Annotated in this window: 24 protein-coding genes; 10 read left to right on the top strand and 14 right to left on the bottom strand. The window is 62.9% G+C overall.

Annotation, left to right across the window (positions count from 1 at the left end):
• Window positions 1–234: 234 nt before the first annotated feature.
• Window positions 235–1,125: a LysR family transcriptional regulator gene (locus LB559_RS23295; RefSeq protein WP_224675075.1), complete on the bottom strand. Its 891-nt coding sequence runs from the start codon at window positions 1,123–1,125 to the stop codon at window positions 235–237.
• A gap of 96 nt (window positions 1,126–1,221) precedes the next feature.
• Here LB559_RS23295 and LB559_RS23300 point away from each other — a divergent pair, with 96 nt between their 5' ends.
• Window positions 1,222–2,217: an aldo/keto reductase gene (locus LB559_RS23300; protein ID WP_224675076.1), complete on the top strand. Its 996-nt coding sequence runs from the start codon at window positions 1,222–1,224 to the stop codon at window positions 2,215–2,217.
• Between the two features lie 111 nt (window positions 2,218–2,328).
• Here the strand turns inward: LB559_RS23300 and LB559_RS23305 are convergent, their stop codons facing one another.
• From LB559_RS23305 to infC, 8 genes are all read right to left on the bottom strand, one after another.
• A complete protein-coding gene (locus LB559_RS23305) occupies window positions 2,329–2,931 on the bottom strand; it encodes a nucleotidyltransferase family protein (protein ID WP_027161016.1) in 603 nt (200 codons plus the stop codon).
• 40 nt (window positions 2,932–2,971) lie between these two features.
• A complete protein-coding gene (gene pheT, locus LB559_RS23310) occupies window positions 2,972–5,380 on the bottom strand; it encodes a phenylalanine--tRNA ligase subunit beta (RefSeq protein ID WP_224675077.1) in 2,409 nt (802 codons plus the stop codon).
• Window positions 5,377–5,799 (bottom strand): GFA family protein, encoded by a 423-nt coding sequence (locus tag LB559_RS23315; protein WP_224675078.1) that lies wholly within the window; start codon window positions 5,797–5,799, stop codon window positions 5,377–5,379. The genes pheT and LB559_RS23315 overlap by 4 nt, the downstream gene beginning before the upstream one ends.
• The gene (gene pheS / locus LB559_RS23320) at window positions 5,796–6,893 is read right to left on the bottom strand and encodes a phenylalanine--tRNA ligase subunit alpha (protein ID WP_013528309.1); all 1,098 of its coding nucleotides are present in this window, start codon (window positions 6,891–6,893) and stop codon (window positions 5,796–5,798) included. The genes LB559_RS23315 and pheS overlap by 4 nt, the downstream gene beginning before the upstream one ends.
• A 153-nt stretch (window positions 6,894–7,046) precedes the next feature.
• A complete protein-coding gene (rplT, locus tag LB559_RS23325; protein ID WP_013528310.1) occupies window positions 7,047–7,448 on the bottom strand; it encodes a 50S ribosomal protein L20 in 402 nt (133 codons plus the stop codon).
• Between the two features lie 93 nt (window positions 7,449–7,541).
• The gene (rpmI, locus tag LB559_RS23330; protein WP_006201248.1) at window positions 7,542–7,745 is read right to left on the bottom strand and encodes a 50S ribosomal protein L35; all 204 of its coding nucleotides are present in this window, start codon (window positions 7,743–7,745) and stop codon (window positions 7,542–7,544) included.
• 181 nt (window positions 7,746–7,926) lie between these two features.
• Window positions 7,927–8,574, bottom strand: coding sequence for a methyltransferase family protein (locus tag LB559_RS23335; protein WP_013528311.1), 648 nt, complete (start codon window positions 8,572–8,574; stop codon window positions 7,927–7,929).
• 163 nt (window positions 8,575–8,737) lie between these two features.
• A complete protein-coding gene (infC, locus tag LB559_RS23340) occupies window positions 8,738–9,274 on the bottom strand; it encodes a translation initiation factor IF-3 (protein WP_013528312.1) in 537 nt (178 codons plus the stop codon).
• Between the two features lie 220 nt (window positions 9,275–9,494).
• Between infC and LB559_RS23345 the strand changes: the two genes are divergently transcribed.
• The 4 genes from LB559_RS23345 (at window position 9,495) to LB559_RS23360 (ending at window position 12,866) form a co-directional block, all read left to right on the top strand.
• Window positions 9,495–10,265: an alpha/beta hydrolase gene (locus LB559_RS23345; protein WP_224675079.1), complete on the top strand. Its 771-nt coding sequence runs from the start codon at window positions 9,495–9,497 to the stop codon at window positions 10,263–10,265.
• Window positions 10,265–11,407, top strand: coding sequence for a benzoate/H(+) symporter BenE family transporter (locus tag LB559_RS23350; RefSeq protein ID WP_013528314.1), 1,143 nt, complete (start codon window positions 10,265–10,267; stop codon window positions 11,405–11,407). Before LB559_RS23345 ends, LB559_RS23350 begins: the two co-directional genes overlap by 1 nt.
• A gap of 117 nt (window positions 11,408–11,524) precedes the next feature.
• The gene (locus LB559_RS23355) at window positions 11,525–12,007 is read left to right on the top strand and encodes a DUF2852 domain-containing protein (protein ID WP_063169787.1); all 483 of its coding nucleotides are present in this window, start codon (window positions 11,525–11,527) and stop codon (window positions 12,005–12,007) included.
• Between the two features lie 100 nt (window positions 12,008–12,107).
• Entirely contained in the window at window positions 12,108–12,866 is a 759-nt protein-coding gene (locus LB559_RS23360; protein ID WP_013528316.1) for a M48 family metallopeptidase, read from the top strand.
• Window positions 12,867–12,871: 5 nt separating this feature from the next.
• Here LB559_RS23360 and LB559_RS23365 read toward each other — a convergent pair whose 3' ends face one another.
• A complete protein-coding gene (locus tag LB559_RS23365) occupies window positions 12,872–13,090 on the bottom strand; it encodes a hypothetical protein (protein WP_013528317.1) in 219 nt (72 codons plus the stop codon).
• A gap of 112 nt (window positions 13,091–13,202) precedes the next feature.
• On the opposite strand from LB559_RS23365, the gene LB559_RS23370 reads away from it, so the two are divergent.
• The 5 genes from LB559_RS23370 to LB559_RS23390 all read left to right on the top strand — a co-directional run bounded on the left by LB559_RS23370 (window position 13,203) and on the right by LB559_RS23390 (window position 18,517).
• Window positions 13,203–13,862 carry a phosphoribosylanthranilate isomerase gene (locus LB559_RS23370; RefSeq protein ID WP_224675080.1) on the top strand — a complete coding sequence of 220 codons (660 nt, stop codon included), beginning with the start codon at window positions 13,203–13,205 and terminating at the stop codon, window positions 13,860–13,862.
• A 91-nt stretch (window positions 13,863–13,953) separates the two neighbouring features.
• Window positions 13,954–15,204, top strand: a complete 1,251-nt coding sequence (gene trpB, locus LB559_RS23375; RefSeq protein ID WP_224618287.1) for a tryptophan synthase subunit beta — start codon at window positions 13,954–13,956, stop codon at window positions 15,202–15,204.
• Window positions 15,205–15,206: 2 nt separating this feature from the next.
• Window positions 15,207–16,046, top strand: a complete 840-nt coding sequence (trpA, locus tag LB559_RS23380) for a tryptophan synthase subunit alpha (RefSeq protein ID WP_013528320.1) — start codon at window positions 15,207–15,209, stop codon at window positions 16,044–16,046.
• Between the two features lie 100 nt (window positions 16,047–16,146).
• Window positions 16,147–17,073, top strand: a complete 927-nt coding sequence (gene accD, locus LB559_RS23385; protein WP_013528321.1) for an acetyl-CoA carboxylase, carboxyltransferase subunit beta — start codon at window positions 16,147–16,149, stop codon at window positions 17,071–17,073.
• A 118-nt stretch (window positions 17,074–17,191) separates the two neighbouring features.
• Window positions 17,192–18,517 (top strand): bifunctional folylpolyglutamate synthase/dihydrofolate synthase, encoded by a 1,326-nt coding sequence (locus LB559_RS23390; RefSeq protein ID WP_224675081.1) that lies wholly within the window; start codon window positions 17,192–17,194, stop codon window positions 18,515–18,517.
• 64 nt (window positions 18,518–18,581) lie between these two features.
• On the opposite strand, the gene LB559_RS23395 is transcribed toward LB559_RS23390, so the two are convergent.
• The 4 genes from LB559_RS23395 to trxA all read right to left on the bottom strand — a co-directional run bounded on the left by LB559_RS23395 (window position 18,582) and on the right by trxA (window position 20,081).
• Window positions 18,582–18,995, bottom strand: coding sequence for a type II toxin-antitoxin system VapC family toxin (locus LB559_RS23395; protein ID WP_013528323.1), 414 nt, complete (start codon window positions 18,993–18,995; stop codon window positions 18,582–18,584).
• Entirely contained in the window at window positions 18,992–19,240 is a 249-nt protein-coding gene (locus tag LB559_RS23400; protein WP_013528324.1) for a type II toxin-antitoxin system VapB family antitoxin, read from the bottom strand. The genes LB559_RS23395 and LB559_RS23400 overlap by 4 nt, the downstream gene beginning before the upstream one ends.
• 107 nt (window positions 19,241–19,347) lie before the next feature.
• Window positions 19,348–19,629 carry a cupin domain-containing protein gene (locus tag LB559_RS23405; protein WP_013528325.1) on the bottom strand — a complete coding sequence of 94 codons (282 nt, stop codon included), beginning with the start codon at window positions 19,627–19,629 and terminating at the stop codon, window positions 19,348–19,350.
• A gap of 128 nt (window positions 19,630–19,757) precedes the next feature.
• Complete coding sequence (trxA, locus tag LB559_RS23410) at window positions 19,758–20,081, bottom strand: thioredoxin (RefSeq protein ID WP_013528326.1); 324 nt, start codon at window positions 20,079–20,081, stop codon at window positions 19,758–19,760.
• Window positions 20,082–20,095: the final 14 nt, after the last annotated feature.

A 20,095-nucleotide genomic window follows, 5' to 3' on the forward strand; every position in this document is an offset into this window, starting at 1 on the left:
TGGGGAGGGTCGCGCAGCAAATGCCGCGAAGCGGCTTTTGCGAAGCGGGGTGGGGGTCTCGTAAGGCGCTACCCACCCCGTCCCTCAGCCGACCTACCGGGGCGAGCCGCCGATCTCGCCCGTCCTTCGGACTCCCATCAGGGCCCTCCGGAGGGAGACGAAAGGCGCGAGTTCGCCGAGCCTGACTCCCTTCCTCTCCCTCCGGAGGGCCACAAGGGGAGGGGCGAGCCCGCTCTATCCACTCACCTTGAAGAAATCGACAAACGCCCGGAGCGCCGGGCGCATCTGCCGGCGGCTCGGATAATAGACGAAGAAGCCGTCGAAGGAGGGGCACCAGTCCTCCAGCACACGGATCAGCCTGCCGTCGGCGAGCGGCGCGCGGACATAATCCTCAAAGACGAAGGCGAGCCCAGCGCCGTCGACCGCCGCCTGGGCGATCAAATGGTCCTCGTCGAGGATCAGCGGTCCCTCCACCGCCATCTCGATCGCCTCGCGGCCTTTCTCGAACTCCCAGCGGTAGAGGATGCCGCTGGAGAAGCGGAAGCGGATGCAGCGGTGGTCAGCCAGGTCGCGCGGGTGACGCGGCTTGGGGTTGACCTCGAAATAGACCGGGGCGCCGACCACCGCGCCGCGAAGGTCCGGCCCGATGCGCACCGCGATCATGTCGCGCTGCAGGCTCTCGCCTAGCCTGACGCCAGCATCGAAGCCCCCTTCCACCACGTCGGTGAAACGGTCCTCGATGACGATCTCCAGCACGATATCGGGATAGGCCGACGCAAAGGCGCCCAACCGTGGCGTCAGCGCCAAATGGGCTGCGGTGCGCGGCACGGTCAGGCGCAGATTGCCGGCCGGCCGGTCGCGTGTCTCGATTGCCGTCTCCAGCGCCAGATCGATCTCCGACAGCGCCGGCCGCAGCCGTTCCAGCAACTGCGCACCTTCTTCGGTCGGCGCGACGCTGCGTGTGCTGCGCGCCAGCAGCCGAACGCCAAGCCGCGCCTCTAGGCTGGACACCGCATGGCTGACCGCCGAAGGCGCGATGGCCAATTCCCTGGCCGCGCCGCGAAAGCTGCCGCATTGGGCAACGGTTGCCAGCACGGCCAGTTGGGAAAGATGCGCGCGATTCATTGATCTATCTTTTAGTACAGCCCGTGCAAATGAGAGCCGATTATCGAACACAAGGCAAGGCGCTATTTCTCCCGCATCGCAACAAGGAGACGCGTTATGCAAACCCGCAAACTAGGAACTGAATTGAATGTCTACCCCGTCGGCCTCGGCTGCATGGGCATGAGCTTCGCCTATGGCGGCCAGGCGGAAGCCGACGCAATCGCCACGCTGCACCGCGCCATCGATATCGGCATCAACTTCTTCGACACGGCGGAGGTCTATGGCCCTTTCGAGAACGAGATCCTGCTCGGCAAGGCGCTGAAGTCCGCGCGTGACAAGGTGACGATCGCGACAAAATTCGGCTTCAGGATTTTGGAGGAAGGTACAGGCCTCGACCGCATGGCCGGCGTCGACAGCCGCCCCAAGCACGTCAAGGCGGTCGCCGAGGCGTCGCTGAAGCGGCTCGGCACGGATGTGATCGACCTCTACTACCAGCACCGTGTCGACCCCAACGTGCCGATCGAGGACACGGTCGGTGCCATGGCCGAGCTGGTGCGCGAGGGCAAGGTGCGCGCGCTCGGCCTGTCGGAGGCGAGTGCGGCGACCATCCGCCGGGCCCATGCCGTGCATCCAATTGCTGCCGTGCAGAGCGAATATTCGCTGTGGAGCCGCGACCCGGAAGACGAGGTGTTCGCCGTCTGCCGCGAACTCGGCATCGGTTTTGTTCCCTACAGCCCGCTCGGCCGTGGCCTGCTGACCGGCACGATCGCCAAGCCCGAGGCGCTGAGCGACGACGACTGGCGCCGGACCTTGCCGCGCTTCCAGGCCGAGGCGATGGAAGCCAACGCCGCTGTCATCGCGACGCTGGAAAAGCTGGCAGCTGAAAAGGGGGTAACTTCGGCCCAACTGGCGCTGGCCTGGGTGCTGCACCAGGGCGATTTCATCGTGCCGATCCCCGGCGCAAGAAGGATACGCCATCTGGAGCAGAATGCGGCGGCTGCCGGGATCGCGCTGAGCGCGGTCGAGGTGCAGGCGATTGGTGACGCGCTGTCGCCCGACAAGGTGGTCGGTAGGCGCTATGCGGAGAAGGAGCTGACGCTGGTCAATGGTTGAAAACTGGTGAGTAATCGGAAGGGGCGCCGCGCGCCCCTTTTTCGTACGCAGCGCGGTGCAGAAGGTGGGGACGCTGACGTGAAGCGCCCCCCCTCTGCCCTGCCGACATTTTTACCAAGGCTCGACACTAATCTCCGGCCAGTTCTCCCTTGCACGCTTACCCTTCGCCTCATGCGTGCGCTGATTGTCCATCACCCGGTTCGGCGTGATGCGAAACGAGAAAATGTCGTCAAGACCAAACGGTGCCACGATCTCGAGCTGCCCGTCAGCGTCGTATCGAACCCCGACGGCGTGCGTCTTCGAGGCAAAATGGCTGACGGATTCGCTGGCGCTCGAATAGCGCGGGCACGGCCGTCCGAACTTCTGCGGATACCACAGATGCACCCGCGCCTGGTTGCGCACCTCGACCGGCAACGCCAGCCCCTCGAAATGCTTCTCCGCCCGGCGGATCACCGCGTCCTCGGCCTCATAGGACAGGTCGCTGTCATCGAAGTAGAAAAGATCAACATCCTTGATGCCGTAGCCCGACGGTTTGCCGGTCAGGTGGTTCCAGATGCTGTTGTAGAGAGCGCCGGATACCACCAGCCAGTCCGGCAGGTCGAGCGTGCGAGCCCGCGCCACCGCGTCGCATAACAGCGGGTCGGCAGACACGATGGCGAGAAACGCCGCGCGCTGTTCTTCAAGGGGAAGGCCGGAATACCGCAGATGGTCCATCGCCCTTTGGAGGGCGATTCGCCATCTGCTCGCAAGTTTTTTAGCCCCGCAGAACGCCCCCGGTCTGCTTGCCGACATTCTCGATGATGCGCTTGGCCAACGCCTCGAAATCCTCGTCGGTGAGCGTCTTTTCGACCGGCTGGATCGACACTTCGATGGCGATCGATTTTTTGCCCTCGCCCAGCGAAGCGCCTTCGAAAATATCGAAGACCGAGACGGCGGTGATGAGCTTCTTGTCGGCGGCGAGCGCTGCGCGCACCAGCGTGCCGGCCTCGACCGACTTGTCGACGACGAAAGCGAAATCGCGCTTGACCGCCTGGAAGGGCGACAGTTCCAGTTTCGGCTTGGTTTTCGTCGGCTTGGCCTTCGGTTCAGGCACGGCATCGACGAAGACCTCGAAGCCGCACAGCGGGCCGGAAACATCGAGCCCTTCCAGCGTCTTCGGATGGAATTCACCGAAAGTTCCGAGCACGGTTTTCGGGCCGAGCTTGATCGTGCCGGAACGGCCGGGATGATACCAGGCCGGGCCGCCGGCCTCGATCTGCAGCCGGTCGACAGGCGCACCGCAGGCTTCCAGTGCGGCGATCGCATCGGCCTTGGCGTCGAACACGCCGACTGGACCGGAATTGCCGGCCCAGTTGCGGCCGGAACCGTCGAGCTTGGCGGTGCCGCGACGCACGCCGGCGGCGACGCGCCGCTGCTGGTCGGCGCCGTCGCCCTCATAGGTGCCCGACACTTCGAACAGCGCCACGTCGCCAATACCCTTGTCGGCGTTGCGCTGGGCAGCCGCGATCAGCCCCGGCAGCAGCGAGGGCCGCATGTCGGACATATCGGCGGCGATCGGGTTGGCAAGCTTCAGCGCGGTCTGGCCGCCGCCGAACAGCTCGGCATGCTTGGCCGGAATGAACGACCAGGTAACGGCTTCCATCATGCCGCGCACGGCAAGCGCGCGCTTGGCTGTGCGGGTACGGACCTGCAGCGTGGTGAGGATCTTTGCATTGACCGCGTCATGCGCACCGAGCGGCTGCGGTGCGATGTTGTCGACACCGTGGATGCGCATGACCTCCTCGACCAGGTCTGCCTTGCCATCGACGTCGGGGCGCCAGGACGGCACGGCGACATCGACGACATCGCCCGAGCCCTCCGGCTTGAAGCCGAGGCGCGACAGGATGTCGAGGCTTTCCGCGCTGGGAACTTCGATGCCGGTCAGCCGCTTCACTTCCGAAAGCGGGAAGGAAACGATCTTCGGCGTGTGACCGGCATAACCGACGACCTCCATTTCGGTCGGCGTGCCGCCGCAGAAATCGAGCACCAGTTTCGTCGCCAGTTCGACGCCCGGAACCATGAATTCGGGGTCGACGCCGCGCTCGAAACGGTAGCGCGCGTCGGTAATGATGCCGAGCGTGCGGCCGGTGCGCGCCGTGGTGATCGGATCCCAAAGGGCGGATTCGATCAGCACATCTGAGGTGTTCTCGTCGCAGCCCGAATGCTCGCCGCCCATGACGCCGGCGATCGACTCGACGCCGTTGTCATCTGCGATGACGCACATTTCCGGCGTCAGCGTGTATTCGCGGCCGTCGAGCGCCTGCACCTTTTCACCATCGCGCGCGCGGCGCACGACGAGATTGCCGGCAACCTTGCTGGCGTCGAACACATGCAGCGGGCGGCCGCGGTCGAAGGTGACGTAGTTGGTGATGTCGACCAGTGCGCTGATGGGTCTCAGCCCAATGGCGATCAGCCGCTGCTGCAGCCATTTTGGCGAGGGTCCATTCTTGACGCCCTTGACCAAGTTGAGCGCGAAGCCGGGGCAAAGCTCCGGCGCTTCGATCGTCACCTTGACCGGACACATGCCATTGCCGACATGCGGCATGATGGCGCCGCCGACGAGGCGGCCAAGCCCGCTCGCCGCCAGATCCCTGGCGATGCCGTAGACGCTGGTGGCATCCGGCCGGTTCGGCGTCAAGTTGATCTCGATGACCGGATCGTCGATGTGCGCATAGGCGGCGAAGCTGGTGCCGACCGGCGCATCCTCAGGCAGATCGATGATGCCATTGTGTTCGTCGGAGAGCTCCAGCTCGCGCTCGGAACACATCATGCCGTGGCTTTCGACGCCCCTGATCTTGCCGACCGTCAGCGTTACGTCGATGCCGGGCACATAGGTGCCGGGCGCGGCAAAGGCGCCGATCAGGCCCGCGCGGGCGTTTGGCGCGCCGCAGACGACCTGCACCGGAGGCTTGCCGTCGCCGGTGTCGACGGTCAGCACGCGCAGCCGGTCGGCATCGGGATGCTGAACCGCCGTCAGCACCCTGGCGATGACGAATGGTTTCAGGCTCGACTTGTCGTCGACATGCTCGACTTCGAGGCCGATCGAAGTCAGCCGCTCGACGATCTCGTCGAGCGTGGCGTCGGTCTCGAGGTGGTCCTTGAGCCAGGAGAGGGTGAATTTCATGGGGCTGTTCCGTCTGGTCTTTTGACGCTTGATTTCAGATGTCTCGGCAGGTCGTCGGACATATGCAGGAAGGCAAGCTGCTCGCCGATATAGGCATGCAGCGTCGGCTGGAAATCGGCCGGCATGTCCATGGCGCCGAGCATGAAGTAGATGTCTTCTTCCAGCCGCTCGTCGACATAGGCGATGGGTGAGCCGCAGGTGCCGCAGAAAGAGCGCGTCACCGGGCCGTTCTCATACATCTTCAGCGCCTTGCCGGTGAAGGCGACCTGATCGACCAGGAAGCCGACAAAGGCCGACACCGGCGCGCCGCTGGCCCGCCGGCAATCGCCGCAATGGCAGTAGCTGACGTGATGCGGTTCGGCAGAGGCCTCGAACCGCACGGCGCCGCAGCGGCAGTCGCCGGCATAGGGCGCTGTCATGCGCTCAGGCCTCCGAACAAAGTCGGCATGTCGAGCGGCCGGAAGCCGTAATGCGACAGCCAGCGCACGTCTGCATCGAAGAAGGCGCGCAGGTCCGGCATGCCATATTTCAGCATGGCGATGCGGTCGATGCCCATGCCCCAGGCAAAACCCTGATATTCGTCCGGATCGAGACCGCCATGGCGCAGCACGTTGGGATGCACCATGCCACAGCCGAGGATCTCCATCCAATCGGAGCCTTCGCCGAAGCGCACTTCGCCGGGCCGCGAGCGATCGCACTGGATGTCAACCTCGAGGCTTGGCTCGGTGAACGGGAAGAAGGACGGCCGGAAGCGCATCTTGACCTGCGGCACCTCGAAGAAGGCCTTGCAGAACTCCTCCAGCACCCATTTCATGTTGGCAACGTTGGCCGTCTTGTCGATCACCAGCCCCTCGACCTGATGGAACATCGGCGAGTGGGTGGCGTCCGAATCCTGCCGGTACGTCTTGCCAGGAATGACGATGCGGATCGGCGGCTTCTTCGTTTCCATGGTGCGGATCTGCACCGGCGAAGTGTGCGTGCGCAAAAGCTTGCGCTCGCCCTTCTCGTCCGGCTGGAAGAAGAAGGTGTCGTGCATCTCGCGCGCCGGATGGCCTTCGGGGAAATTCAGCGCGGTGAAATTGTAATAGTCGGTCTCGATGTCGGGACCTTCCGCGATGGAAAACCCGAGGTCGCCGAAGATCGCGGCAATCTCGTCGATGACCTGGCTGATCGGATGGATACGGCCGCGCTCGGCCGGCGACTGCCGCACCGGCAACGTCACGTCGACCTTTTCGGCGGCGAGGCGGGCGGTGATCGCCACATCCTTGAGCTCAGCCTTGCGGGCAGTCAGCGCGTCGGTGACGCGGTTCTTGAGGCCGTTGATGGCCGGGCCTTTGATCTGGCGCTCCTCGGCGGTCATGGCGCCAAGTGTCTTCAGCATCTCGGACACGCTGCCCTTCTTACCGAAAGCAGCGATGCGCACGGCCTCGATGGCCGGCTCATCGGCGGCCGAGGCGATCTCGGCCAGAAGTGAGTTTTCAAGCGTATCCAGGCCAGTGGTTGCGTCGTTCACGGTCAAACTCGCTGCGTTGGGAGGTCGGCCTCAAAGTGAAAGTCACTCCTAAAGTGAAATCACTCCAAGGATCAGGCAAAAGAAAAACCCGCGCCAGCCGTGCCAGCGCGGGTTCCCCAAATCAGAATTGCGAATGCTTGGGAAGCGCTGGTCTTAGGCGACAGCGCTTTCAAAAGCGTTCGGCGTGGTGTTCTTCAGATATTCGAGCGCCACCTTGGCCTTGGCGACCAGGGCCGCGAAAGCCTGCGGCTCGTGGATGGCCATGTCCGACAGGATCTTGCGATCGATCTCGATGCCCGACTTGTTGAGGCCGTCGATGAAGCGGCCATAGGTCAGGCCATGCTCGTGGGTCGCGGCGTTGATACGCTGGATCCACAGCGCGCGGAAGGAGCGCTTGCGGTTCTTGCGGTCGCGGTAAGCGTATTGCAGCGACTTTTCCACCGCCTGCTTGGCGATGCGGATGGTGTTCTTGCGGCGGCCGTAGAAGCCTTTCGCGGCTTTCAGGACCTTCTTGTGCTTGGCGTGCGAAGTGACGCCTCTTTTTACGCGTGCCATGTCATGATCTCCTTAAAAGCAATTCCAGGAAAAGTGCCTTGCGGTTTTCCGTTCGGAATTGCGTAAAACAAATGCGTGTCCGGACCGAATGCCTTAGAGGCCGTTCGGCAGAAAATTCTTGATGACCTTCTTGCCATCCGGTTCAGCCAGAACCATCGTGCCGCGGGCATTTCGAATGAACTTGTTGGAACGCTTGATCATGCCGTGACGCTTGCCGGCCGCAGCCGACAGGACTTTACCCGTACCTGTGATCTTGAACCGCTTCTTGGCGGCCGATTTGGTCTTCATCTTGGGCATTTTGCTACTCCGTATTGTTGGCGCACTATCGCGCTTCTTGTTCGCTTCAGGCCGACCAAAGCCCGAAAAGCAAATGAAACCGCCACGGCATGCCCTGCCGGGCGGTTTTCTTGAACGGCGGTGCTATACGTCAAAGACGGCCCGCGCGCAACACCTGTGGAGATGCGGCGCTGTGTCCTCGTCAGGGCAGCGTGAACCAGACCGGCAACATGCCTGACAGCTGGGCGCCGTCGATCAATTCGAAGGCCGGCAGCGCGATCAGAAACACCAGGCCGTCGAGCAGCGTGGTCAACAGCAGGCGCGGCTTGAAGTTTCCGGTATCGCCCTCCTGGTAGAGCGACAGTTTTGGGAAGAAGCGCGGCACCCGCGCCAGATAGGCCTGATACGGCGCGCCGAGCGCTTCCTTGAGGAACTTCTCCTCGCGCAGGATGACGATATGGAACGCCCCCGCGCACAAAAGCCCGAAGAGGATGATACCGGAGAACGAACCGATCTGCGCGCCGACACCGGCTGCGGCTACGGTCGAGAACACATAGAGCGGGTTGCGGGTGATCGAGTAAGGCCCGCCAGTCACCACCTCGGACGATTTGCGCCCGCCTATGTAGAGTGTCGCCCAAAGGCGGCCCACGATGCCGAGGAAAATCAGCAGCACGCCGAACATTTCGATCGTCTCGTGCACGGCTGTGTCGGGCGGAAACGTCGATTGGCCAAATAGCAATGCTGCAAACAGCACGACCACGAGAACGGCAAGCACTATCCGGCGCATATGCTGGTAATTGCCCAGCCCGTGTTTGAAGTCCACGTCCGAAACCTTGACTTCATCGACCATAGTGAATCCGATCGTCAGGAATTTTGCCGGCGATCGCAGCGTCTGAACAAGAAGAAGGCGTCCCGCCGATCGCCGGGACGCCTTGCGATGTGATTCAGGCGGATTTAAGCGCGATGGCCAAGCCTGACGTCATCGTGATCCTAGATACGCGCCGATGCAGATCTTAGCGCGGCGACAGCACCATCATCATCTGGCGGCCTTCGAGCTTCGGTTCCGCTTCGACCTTGGCAATCGTCGCCACTTCCTCGCGGACCTTGTTCAGAAGCTGCATGCCGAGTTCCATATGCGCCATCTCGCGGCCACGGAAGCGCAGCGTCAGCTTGACCTTGTCGCCTTCCTCGAAGAAGCGGCGAACCGCCTTCATCTTGGTCTCATAGTCATGGCTGTCGATGTTCGGGCGCATCTTGATCTCCTTGATCTCGATGACCTTCTGGTTCTTGCGCGCCTCGGCCGCCTTCTTCTGGTTGGCGTATTTCAACTTGCCGAGATCAAGGATCTTGACGACGGGGGGCACCGCGTTGGGCGATATCTCGACGAGATCGAGCCCGGCCTCTTCGGCCAGCAGCAATGCGTCGTTGATGGAAACATCGCCGCGGTTCTGGCCTTCGGCGTCGATAAGCTGGACCCGGGGAACCCGGATGTCACGGTTGGAGCGCGGGCCATCCTTGGTCGGCGCCGCTGCTTTGAAAGGTCTGCGAATGGTCGTGGTCTCCTTGGCCGTTTCGTTCAGGATTTGTCAGTGTTGATGCATGGACGCGCCAATGTGGTGAGCGCGCGGGCGGAGTCAATAGCACAGCATTGACAGAAAATCACCCTGATCGCTGCCCTGCACCAAACAAAGAACATAGTGAGCACTTTTCGCCACGCCACCGACCGTGCCACAAGAATCCCGCGCCAGAAGAGGGCCTGAGGAAAAAGCCATGACCGCAACGCCCCCCGTCTTTATGGATGTCGATGGATCGCGCATCGCGGTGCGCCATACTGCTGGCTCTGCGCCCGGCATCGTCTGGCTCGGCGGCTACAAGTCGGACATGCTGGGCGCGAAGGCGCAGACGCTGTCGGACTGGGCGGCAAAAGAAGGCCGCGCCTTTCTGCGCCACGATTATTCCGGCCATGGCGAATCCGGCGGCGCCTTTGCCGACGGCACGATTTCGACATGGCTTGCACAAAGCCTTGCCGTGTTCCGGCATTTCACCAAGGGCAAACAGATCCTGGTCGGCTCCTCGATGGGCGCCTGGATCGCGCTGCGCATGGTGCAGGAATTGCGCAAGGCTGATGACAGCAACGTCGCCGGCCTGGTGCTGCTGGCGCCGGCACCGGATTTTACCGCTGAACTGATCGAGCCGGTGCTGACCAAGGCGCAGAAGCGCGATCTCGCCAAAAAAGGCTTCTTCGAAGAGCCGTCGGACTATTCCACGGAACCCTACATCTACACACGCGTGCTGATCGAGGACGGGCGCGACAACCGGGTTATGACAGGCCCGATCGACACCCATTGCCCGGTGCATATCCTGCAGGGCCTGGCCGATGCGGATGTGCCGGCAAGCCATGCACTGAAGCTGGTCAGCCTGCTGCCCGCCGACGACGTGACCCTGTCGCTGATCCCTGACGGCGACCATCGCCTGTCGCGACCGCAGGATCTCGACATGCTGGTGCGGGCCGTCGATGCGATGGCGCAGAGGGGAAACTGATGCGCCTTTCCATTCCGATATCCGCCTTCGTCGCGGCGATCGTCGGCTTCGGCGGCACGCTGGCCATCGTCATCGCCGCCGCCAATGCAGTCGGCGCGACGCAGATCGAGACGGCAAGCTGGGTGACGACGATCTGCCTGGCCATGGCGATCGAGAGCCTGTGGCTGTCATGGCGCACGAAAATGCCAGTCATCACCGCCTGGTCGACGCCGGGCCTGGCGCTGATCGCGGCATCGAGCGGCTTTTCGATGGGTGAGGCCGTCGCCGCCTTCATCGTCACCGGCGTCCTTCTGATCGCCACCGGGCTGTTTCGGCCCCTGACGAAGCTGATCTCGAGAATTCCGCCTTCCGTCGCCTCGGGCATGCTGGCCGGTATCGTCGTCACCTTCGCGCTCAATGCGGTGAAGACCATTCCCATCGACCCGTGGCTGATCCTGCCGCTGATTGCAGCCTTCTTCGTCATCCGCCTGTTCAACCCGGCGCTGTCGGTGCTGGCGGTGCTGATCGGCGGTGGCCTTGCCGCTTTCCTCACCGGCCGTGTCGGCGGCCTGCCGACACCGGAACTGTCGACGCTGACGCTGATTGCGCCTGATTTCACCGCCAAGGCGGTGATCGGGCTGGCACTGCCGCTCTATCTCGTCACCATGGCTTCGCAGAACCTGTCCGGCCTCGCCGTGCTGCGCGCCGCCGGCTACCATCCGGAGCCCGGCCCGCTGATCGGCGTCACCGGCCTGTTTTCGCTGCTGTCGGCGCCGTTCGGCGGCTCGACCACCAATCTGGCGGCGATCTCGGCGGCGATCTGCACCGGGCCGGACGTCCACCCCGACCCCGCCGAGCGCTGGAAGACCGGGCCGTTCTATGCGCTCGCCTATCTCATCTTTGCGATTTTCGGCGCTTCGCTGGTGGCGATCTTCGCGGTGCTGCCACAGAGCCTGATCGTACTGGTGGCGGGCCTGGCGCTGATGGCGTCGCTCGCCAACGCGCTTTCTATCGCGCTGAAGGAAGAGGCGGATCGCATGGCCGCCACCGTCACCTTTGTCGTCACCGCGTCGGGTCTGACGCTGTTCGGCGTTGGCGCCGCATTCTGGGGCCTGATTGCCGGGCTGGTCGTGCTTTTCCTCGATATGATCAAAAAGCGATAAACATTTCAGATGCTTGTCCGGATTTGGCGGACATTGTCTTGAATCGCCGTTTTTCTCTTCCCATTTCGATTCCACGCAGCCGGGTTTGGCTGTCTCCAACCGAAGGAATGGGAGAAAATGAACACATCCGCATTGATCCGTCCGGCCTGGACGCCGGCAACCATCGCGTTGATGGTTGTGGGTTTCATGGTGTTCTGGCCACTCGGCTTCGCCATGCTCGCCTACATCATCTGGGGCGACCGCCTCGATGGCTTCAAGCGTGACGTCAACCGCGCGACCGACGGCATCTTCGCCGGTTGCCGCCGCGGTTCCGACAAGGCCGCGCGCTGGGGCAATGGTTCCGCCCGCACCGGCAACGTCGCTTTCGACGACTGGCGCGAAAAGGAACTTGAGCGGCTGAACGAAGAGCGCCGCAAGCTCGACGAGATGCTGACCCAGTTCGACGAATACGCCCGCGAATTGCGCCGCGCCAAGGACCAGGACGAGTTCGACCGCTTCATGGCCAACCGCAACAAGTCGACGGCGCCGACGAAGACCGATCCGAGCACCGGAACGACGACCACCAAGCGTGGCAAGGGTTCGAACCTGCTTGACGACTGAGATCCGGCGACTGGTCACATCGTGAAAAAACGGCGTCGCGCGAGCGGCGCCGTTTCTTTTTTGTTCTAGTCGTTTTTCTCGAATCGCGTATCGTCCCGCCATGACTCTCGGCTTCTTTCGCAATCTGACAAAGCCCAAGCCCACGCCTGTCGTGGAGCGCGAATATTGCGTCGCCGGTCGCACGCTGCCGCTCAAGATCGTCGAGAGCGCCAGGGCGCGCCGAATGACGCTGCGTATCGATTCAGGCGGCCAGGGTCTGCGCATCACCGTGCCGCCAGGCCTGCGCCGCGGCGAAGTGGACAGGTTCCTCGAGCGGCATCAGGACTGGCTGGAGCAGCGACTGGCCAAGGTGCCGACGCGGCCGCAGGTGCGGCCCGGCATCAGGATCCCGGTGCGCGGCGTGCCGCACCGCATCGTCCATGAACCGTCAAAGCGCGGCACCGTCACCGTGTCGCGCGACGAACGTGGTCCGCTCTTGATCGTGCATGGCGACCGCATACATCTGCCGCGCCGCCTCGCCGATTTCCTCAAGCGCGAGGCCAAGAAGGAAATCGAGAAGCTGGTGGCCAAGCACACCGAGGCGCTTGGCAAGCGCGCCAAGGCGATCCGCTTCAAGGACACGTCAAGCCGCTGGGGGTCATGCACCTCCGAAGGCAATCTGTCCTTTTCCTGGCGCATCATGATGGCGCCGTCGCCGGTCATCAACTATCTCGTCGCGCATGAAGTGGCGCATCTCAAGGAGATGAACCACGGCCCGAAATTCTGGAAACTGTGCGAAAAGCTCTGCCCCGACACCGATCGCTGCAAGGACTGGCTGAAGCGCAATGGCGGTGCGCTGCAGGCGATCATGTTCGAGTAGATCGCTCAATCGTCGTTGGCGGCGTTCAAGTCTTCGGGCCGCAACCCCTCATCGCCATGATGCGGCCACGGCAGGAAATTGCCGTCGAACTCATCGCCGCCGAAATAGTCGAGCGCGCGGTGCGCCTCGGCGCCATTGAAGGCGGCCTTGTCGATCAGGTGCGCGATGACCTCGCGCGCCTGCGCAATCTTCTGCCTGAGTTCGGCTACGGTTCTGTCGGCCATGATCGTGCTCCCGCCTTGCGTCCTGTCCATCCATAGGTAGCGCCTTTGGCCGTGCCGGCAAACAGCATGCTTTTTCTCGACTCTTATCGCTTTTCATGCCAATTCCCGCGCCATGGCACTCGACATCAAAATCTGCGGCTTGAAGACCGACGCGGCAATGGCCGCGGCGCTGGCCGGCGGCGCCAGCCATGTCGGGTTTATCTTCTTCGCCAAAAGCCCGCGCTATGTCGAACCTGCCGAGGCTGGCCGTCTGCGCGAGGCCGCGCGCGGCAAGGCGATGGCGGTTGCCGTCACCGTCGATGCCGGCGACGCCTTCCTGGATGAAATCGTTGCCAAAATGCAGCCCGACATGCTGCAGCTGCACGGCGCGGAAACGCCCGAGCGCGTCGCCGAGGTCAAAGCCCGCTATGGCCTGCCGGTGATGAAGGCGCTGCCGCTCAGCGAGGCCGCCGATCTCGAACGAATGAAGCCATTCATCGGCATAGCCGACCGGTTCCTGTTCGACGCCAAGCCGCCGAAAGGCTCCGAACTGCCGGGCGGCAATGGTGTTGCCTTCGACTGGCGCATTCTCGCCGGCCTTGACGGCGGCGTCGATTACATGCTTTCCGGTGGGCTCAACGCCGCCAATATCGGCGATGCCCTTCGGCTTGCCAACCCGCTTGGGATCGACATTTCTTCAGGCGTGGAAAGCGCGCCGGGCGTCAAGGATCCGGCGCTGATCGAACAGTTTTTCCGGGCCGTCAGGGCCGCGCGGAACACCCGCGCAGCCTAGTGGTGCCTCAAACCAGAGCATGTCCCGGAAAAGTGGGAACCGGTTTTCCGACAAGGACATGCCTCATAGTCAAGATGCCAGGAGATCGGCGATGAACAAGCCGGCGACACCCAATTCCTTCCGCACCGGGCCCGACGAACAGGGCATGTTCGGCATTTTCGGCGGTCGTTTCGTTGCCGAAACGCTGATGCCGCTGATCCTCGATCTGGAGCGGCACTGGAACGAGGTCAAGAACGATGCGGATTTCAGGGCTGAGCTGACTGACCTGTCGACCCACTATGCCGGACGGCCGTCGAAGCTTTATTTCGCCGAAGGCCTCACGAAGCATCTTCGTGAGGTTTCCTCGGCCAGGGGCATCGCGGGCGGCGCGAAGGTCTACTTCAAGCGGGAGGATTTGAACCACACCGGTTCGCACAAGATCAACAACTGCCTCGGCCAGATCCTGCTGGCCAAGCGCATGGGCAAGAAGCGCATCATCGCCGAGACCGGCGCCGGCCAGCACGGCGTGGCCTCGGCCACGGTTGCGGCCCGCTTCGGCTTTCCCTGCGTCGTCTACATGGGCGCCACAGACGTTGCCCGGCAAAGCCCGAACGTCTTCCGCATGAAGCTGCTCGGCGCCGAAGTGCGCCCGGTGACCGCCGGCCACGGCACGCTGAAGGACGCCATGAACGAGGCGTTGCGCGACTGGGTCACCAATGTCGAGGACACCTATTACCTGATCGGCACCGCCGCCGGCCCGCATCCCTATCCGGAGCTGGTGCGCGACTTCCAGTCGGTGATCGGCATCGAGGCGCGGGCACAGATCCTCGAGCAGGAAGGCCGGCTGCCCGACACCATCATCGCCGCTGTCGGCGGTGGTTCGAACGCCATCGGCCTGTTCCATCCCTTCCTCGACGACAAGGAGGTCCGCATCATCGGCATCGAAGCCGGCGGTCGCGGTCTCGACGGCATCGAGCATTGCGCCTCGATGAATGCCGGCGCGCCGGGCGTGCTGCATGGCAACCGCACCTATCTCCTGCAGAATTCCGACGGCCAGATCATGGACGGCCATTCGATCTCGGCCGGCCTCGACTATCCCGGCGTCGGGCCGGAGCATTCCTGGCTGCGCGATTCAGGCCGGGTCGAATATGTACCCATTCTCGATGACGAGGCGCTGGAGGCTTTCAAGCTGACGACGCGCGTCGAAGGCATCATCCCGGCGCTGGAATCGGCGCACGCCATCGCGCATGCGGTGAAGATCGTGCCTGCCATGGACAAGGATCAGATCGTCATCGTCAACCTGTCCGGCCGTGGCGACAAAGACGTGCACACGGTGGCTTCGATGCTGGGCATGGAGATCTGATCATGGCCACCCGCATCGACCGCCGCATGGCGAAGCTCAGGAACGAAGGCCGCCCGGCGCTCGTCACCTATTTCATGGGCGGCGACCCCGACTACGACACCTCTTTGTCGATCATGAAGGCGTTGCCGGGCGCAGGTTCCGATATTATCGAGCTCGGCATGCCGTTCTCCGATCCGATGGCCGACGGCCCGGCGATCCAGGCGGCGGGCTTGCGGGCGCTGAAAGGCGGTCAGACGCTGGCCAAGACGCTGAAGATGGCGGCCGACTTCCGCGCCGGCGACAATGAAACGCCGATCGTGCTGATGGGCTACTACAATCCGATCTACATCTATGGCGTCGACCGCTTCCTCAAGGACGCGATCGCCAGCGGCATCGACGGGCTGATCGTCGTCGACCTGCCCCCGGAGATGGACGAGGAACTGTGCATTCCGGCATTGAAAGCCGGCATCAACTTCATCCGGCTGGCGACGCCGACGACCGACGACAAACGCCTGCCCAAGGTGCTGCAGAACACGTCGGGCTTCGTCTATTACGTGTCGATGACCGGCATCACCGGCTCGGCGCTGGCCGACACCGGCAAGGTGGCGGCGGCGGTCAAGCGCATCAAGGGCCACACCGACCTGCCGGTCTGCGTCGGCTTCGGCGTCAAGACCGCCGAGCAGGCCCGGGTGATCGGCGCCAATGCCGACGGCGTCGTCGTCGGCACCGCGATCGTCAATGCGGTGGCCAATGTGCTGGGACCGAAGGGCGAAAAGACCGCCGACCCGGCCGAGGCCGTCGCCACGCTGGTCAGCGGGCTGGCGCAAGGCGTGCGCTCGGCCCGCCTTGCTGCTGCCGAATAGTTCCCTACGTCAGGTCTTGTGCATGTCGTTATCCCAAAACCGGTTCCCACTTTTGGGCGACATGCATTAGCAACTCTTCGTCAGGACAGGAGCCGAAGCGATGAACTGGATCACCAATTACGTTCGCCCGAAGATCAATTCGATGCTCGGCCGGCGCACCGACATGCCCGAGAATCTCTGGATCAAGGATCCGGAGACCGGCGAGATGGTGTTCCACAAGGATCTGGAATCGAACCAGTTCGTCATTCCCTCGTCCGGCCATCACATGAAGATCTCGGCCAAGGAGCGGCTGAAATTCTTCTTCGATGGCGGCAAATACGAGACCCTGGACAACCCCAAGGTCATGCAGGATCCGCTGAAATTCCGCGACGAGAAGCGCTATGTCGACCGGTTGAAGGACGCCAAGGCCAAGACCGGCCTTGAGGACGCGATCATCAATGCGCTGGGCACCGTCGAGGGTCTGCCGGTTGTGGTCACGGTGCAGGACTTCGCCTTCATGGGCGGCTCGCTCGGCATGGCCGCCGGCGACGCCATCGTGCACGGCTTCGAAGTGGCCCTGCAGCGCAAGCGGCCGCTGATCCTTTTTGCCGCTTCCGGCGGCGCCCGCATGCAGGAAGGTATTTTGTCCCTGATGCAATTGCCGCGGACAACGGTCGGTGTCGACCGGCTGAAGGAAGCCGGCCTGCCCTACATCGTCGTTTTGACCAACCCGACCACGGGCGGCGTGACCGCCTCCTACGCCATGCTGGGCGACGTGCACATCGCTGAGCCCGGCGCGCTGATCGGCTTTGCCGGACCGCGCGTCATCGAACAGACGATCCGCGAGAAACTGCCCGATGGCTTCCAGCGCTCCGAATATCTGATGGAGCACGGCATGGTCGACATGGTCGTATCCAGGCTGGAAATGCGTGAAACGATCGCGCGCCTGCTCAAGATGCTGCTCAAGCTGCCGGAAGAGCAAAAAACGCTGGAGCCGGAAATCCTGCCGCCGGCGGTGGTTGCCGCGGAAGCTCGGCCGCAAGCCTGAAGCGACACGAAGCGCCGCGACCGCGATTGCACGAGGGCTTCGGCGCGCTGTAGCCTTTGATTGCCATGGCCATCCGAAACCGATTCTGGTTTTCAGGCTCATGCGCTAGGATTCCACCATGACGACGCTTGCCGCCGACCGCGAAATCGAAGCCCTGATGGCGCTTCATCCGAAAGGCTTCGACCTTTCGCTCGACCGCATTTCGCGGCTGCTGGAGCGGCTTGACAATCCGCAGGACCGGCTGCCCCCGGTCATCCACATCGCCGGCACCAACGGCAAAGGTTCGTGCGCAGCCTTTTCACGCGCCCTGCTCGAGGCTGCGGACTACCGCGTCCATGTCCATACCTCGCCGCATCTGGTCAACTGGCATGAGCGTTACCGGCTGGCCGCCGATGGCGGCGGCAGGCTGGTCGAGGACAGGGTTTTCGCCGATGCCATTGCCCGTGCCGCCAGGGCCAATGAAGGCGAGAAGATCACCGTCTTCGAGATCCTCACCGCCGTCACCTTCCTGTTGTTTTCCGAACACCAGGCCGACGCCGCCATCATCGAGGTCGGGCTCGGCGGCCGCTTCGACGCGACCAATGTCATCAAGGAGCCGGCCGTGTCGGTAATCATGCCGGTGTCGCTCGACCATGAGGCCTATCTCGGCGACCGTGTCGAACTGATCGCGGCCGAAAAGGCCGGTATCATCAAGCCCGGCTGTCCGGTGGTCATCGGCGCGCAGGAAAGCGAGACGGCGCTGCAGGTGCTGATCGAAACCGCCGAGCGGCTTGAATGCCCCACCTTCGTCTACGGCCAGGACTTCCTTGCCTTCGAGGAAAACGGCCGCATGGTCTACCAGGACGAAGACGGCTTGATGGACCTGCCGCCGCCCAGGCTGCCCGGCCGCCACCAGTTCGCCAATGCGGCGGCGGCGATCGCCGCGGTCAAAGCGGCCGGTTTCGAGATCAGCCATCGCGCCGCCGAAAAGGCGATGGTCAATGTCGCCTGGCCCGGCCGCATGCAGAAGCTCGTGCAGGGCCGGCTGGCCGAACTGGCACCCAAGGGCGCCGATATCTGGCTCGACGGTGGCCACAATCCGGGCGCCGGCGTGGTGGTTGCCGAAGCGCTGGCTGAGCAGGAAGAGAAGAACCCGCGTCCGCTGTTCCTCATCTCGGGCATGATCAACACCAAGGACCAGAGCGGCTATTTCCGTGCCTTCAAAGGCCTCGCCCGGCATGTCTACACGGTGCCGGTGAGCCTCAGCGAGGCCGGCGTGCCGAACGACGAACTGGCGATCCGCGCAACGGAAGCCGGGCTGACCGCCGAGCCGGTGAGTTCCGTCGCCAGCGCGCTGATGCTGCTGCGCGACACCTGGGACGGCCCGTCGCCACGCGTCCTGATCAGCGGTTCGTTGTATCTGACCGGAGCGGTGCTGGCCGAGAACGGCACCCCGCCGACCTGAAGCAGGCGACTATTCATGCCTTGGGTGGCTGCGGCGGCTGAGGCCGAACCTTGGCTTTCGACCTTCAGAAATCCCACGGTGAGATCAGATCAAGGCTGGTGGTGCCAAAGTCGCTGAGATTGCGCGTTGCCAGCCGGCCACCGTTCACGCGCGCTATCGCCGCAATCATGCCATCGGGGGCTGACATGCCGCGACCTTGGCGTGTCGCGGCCCCCATGATCTCGCCGTAAGCCAAGGCAGCATCTTCAGTCAGTCCAAAAATCCGGCCGGCAAATCGATGGCGCCACCGGGAAAGTCCCTGCTCCAGCCGATCGGCACGCTCATCAGGCCGTATTTTTTGGATGCCGAAGGCGATTTCAGCAATCGTCACTGTGGGAAGGGCCAGTTCAGCGTCATTGCGGACAAGCCATGCCAGGACAGCTTGGTCCGGCGCCTTCTTCAGACTCTCCGAAATCACGTTGGTATCGACGAAAATCAAAGCTCAAGTCCCGAATGAACCTGGCGGCCTTCGCGAATGATCTTTTCCAGATCGATGTCGGCGCCATGGTTTGCAGTCAAGCTGGCATAGAAGGTGGAAGCAGGTTCACGGCCAGCTTCACGAATTTCGTAGGATTCGAGCGCACGTTCGACCACATCGGCTATCGAACGATTTTCACGACGAGCAAGTCTATGAGCCAGGTCGCGTGCTTTTGCGCTTCGGACTGAGAGTTGTGGTTCGGCCATTTCGAACTCCCTTTTAGAACGGATATAGGCCGATCCACTGCTGCCATCAAGGTGGCAGTTGATGGCGTGCCATCACGCGGTGGATTCCAGCGCATTGATAGGCGGCGTTACTTCAACTCGATCTCGATAAAGGCGTATTCGCCTTCATTGGCGTTGATGACGTCGTGCTCTACGCCCTCCTTGCGGAAATAGGGCGCGCCCTTCTTCATCTCGGCAAAGGATTCGCCGTCCTTGGTCAACAGCTTCACCTTGCCGTCCATCAGCGGCACGACGACATAGTCGTGGCCATGGCGATGCCAGCCGGTGTTCTCGCCCGGCGCGAAGCGGTATTCGGTGACGATGACGCGCTCGTTGTCGATGAAGACGGTGGCCTTGGCGGATCCGGTCATGGAGTTCTCCTGTCTGGCTCAAGCAGATGACATGGAGTGCCCGGATGCGAGAGCCAGAGCCACGCACCGATGACGCCAACAAAAAGCCCGGCGCGAGGCCGGGCTTGATATCAGGAATTTCAGATGGGTCAGGCGAGGTTGCCATTGATCCAGTGCGACAGCGCGGTCTTCGGCGCGGCACCGACCTTCATGTCGGCCATTTCGCCGCCCTTGAAGATCATCAGCGTCGGGATCGAGCGCACGCCAAACTGGGCGGCAAGCTCCGGATTCTCGTCGATGTTGAGCTTGGCGATCTTGACCTTGGCGCCAAGTTCGGTGGCGATATCTTCGAGCGCCGGCGCAATCATCTTGCAGGGACCGCACCATTCCGCCCAGAAATCGACGACGACCGGTACGTTGGCGTCAAGCACGTCAGCCTGGAAGTTGCTCTTGTCGACCTTCACGGTTGCCATATGGAAAAATCCTT

It is taken from the genome of Mesorhizobium sp. BR1-1-3 (genome assembly GCF_020165455.1).
GTDB classification, from domain to species: domain Bacteria; phylum Pseudomonadota; class Alphaproteobacteria; order Rhizobiales; family Rhizobiaceae; genus Mesorhizobium; species Mesorhizobium ciceri.

Bases quoted from the DNA above. Each gene is read 5' to 3' on its own strand.
- rplT (WP_013528310.1), bottom strand. From the start codon at position 7,448: ATGGCACGCGTAAAAAGAGGCGTCACTTCGCACGCCAAGCACAAGAAG.
- LB559_RS23390 (WP_224675081.1), top strand. From the start codon at position 17,192: ATGACGACGCTTGCCGCCGACCGCGAAATCGAAGCCCTGATGGCGCTT.
- LB559_RS23360 (WP_013528316.1), top strand. From the start codon at position 12,108: ATGACTCTCGGCTTCTTTCGCAATCTGACAAAGCCCAAGCCCACGCCT.
- LB559_RS23355 (WP_063169787.1), top strand. From the start codon at position 11,525: ATGAACACATCCGCATTGATCCGTCCGGCCTGGACGCCGGCAACCATC.
- LB559_RS23370 (WP_224675080.1), top strand. From the start codon at position 13,203: ATGGCACTCGACATCAAAATCTGCGGCTTGAAGACCGACGCGGCAATG.
- LB559_RS23405 (WP_013528325.1), bottom strand. From the start codon at position 19,629: ATGACCGGATCCGCCAAGGCCACCGTCTTCATCGACAACGAGCGCGTC.
- pheT (WP_224675077.1), bottom strand. From the start codon at position 5,380: ATGAAATTCACCCTCTCCTGGCTCAAGGACCACCTCGAGACCGACGCC.
- LB559_RS23300 (WP_224675076.1), top strand. From the start codon at position 1,222: ATGCAAACCCGCAAACTAGGAACTGAATTGAATGTCTACCCCGTCGGC.
- LB559_RS23365 (WP_013528317.1), bottom strand. From the start codon at position 13,090: ATGGCCGACAGAACCGTAGCCGAACTCAGGCAGAAGATTGCGCAGGCG.
- LB559_RS23400 (WP_013528324.1), bottom strand. From the start codon at position 19,240: ATGGCCGAACCACAACTCTCAGTCCGAAGCGCAAAAGCACGCGACCTG.
- LB559_RS23335 (WP_013528311.1), bottom strand. From the start codon at position 8,574: ATGGTCGATGAAGTCAAGGTTTCGGACGTGGACTTCAAACACGGGCTG.
- rpmI (WP_006201248.1), bottom strand. From the start codon at position 7,745: ATGCCCAAGATGAAGACCAAATCGGCCGCCAAGAAGCGGTTCAAGATC.
- LB559_RS23305 (WP_027161016.1), bottom strand. From the start codon at position 2,931: ATGGACCATCTGCGGTATTCCGGCCTTCCCCTTGAAGAACAGCGCGCG.
- accD (WP_013528321.1), top strand. From the start codon at position 16,147: ATGAACTGGATCACCAATTACGTTCGCCCGAAGATCAATTCGATGCTC.
- LB559_RS23350 (WP_013528314.1), top strand. From the start codon at position 10,265: ATGCGCCTTTCCATTCCGATATCCGCCTTCGTCGCGGCGATCGTCGGC.
- trpA (WP_013528320.1), top strand. From the start codon at position 15,207: ATGGCCACCCGCATCGACCGCCGCATGGCGAAGCTCAGGAACGAAGGC.
- LB559_RS23315 (WP_224675078.1), bottom strand. From the start codon at position 5,799: ATGACAGCGCCCTATGCCGGCGACTGCCGCTGCGGCGCCGTGCGGTTC.
- LB559_RS23345 (WP_224675079.1), top strand. From the start codon at position 9,495: ATGACCGCAACGCCCCCCGTCTTTATGGATGTCGATGGATCGCGCATC.
- trxA (WP_013528326.1), bottom strand. From the start codon at position 20,081: ATGGCAACCGTGAAGGTCGACAAGAGCAACTTCCAGGCTGACGTGCTT.
- LB559_RS23295 (WP_224675075.1), bottom strand. From the start codon at position 1,125: ATGAATCGCGCGCATCTTTCCCAACTGGCCGTGCTGGCAACCGTTGCC.
- trpB (WP_224618287.1), top strand. From the start codon at position 13,954: ATGAACAAGCCGGCGACACCCAATTCCTTCCGCACCGGGCCCGACGAA.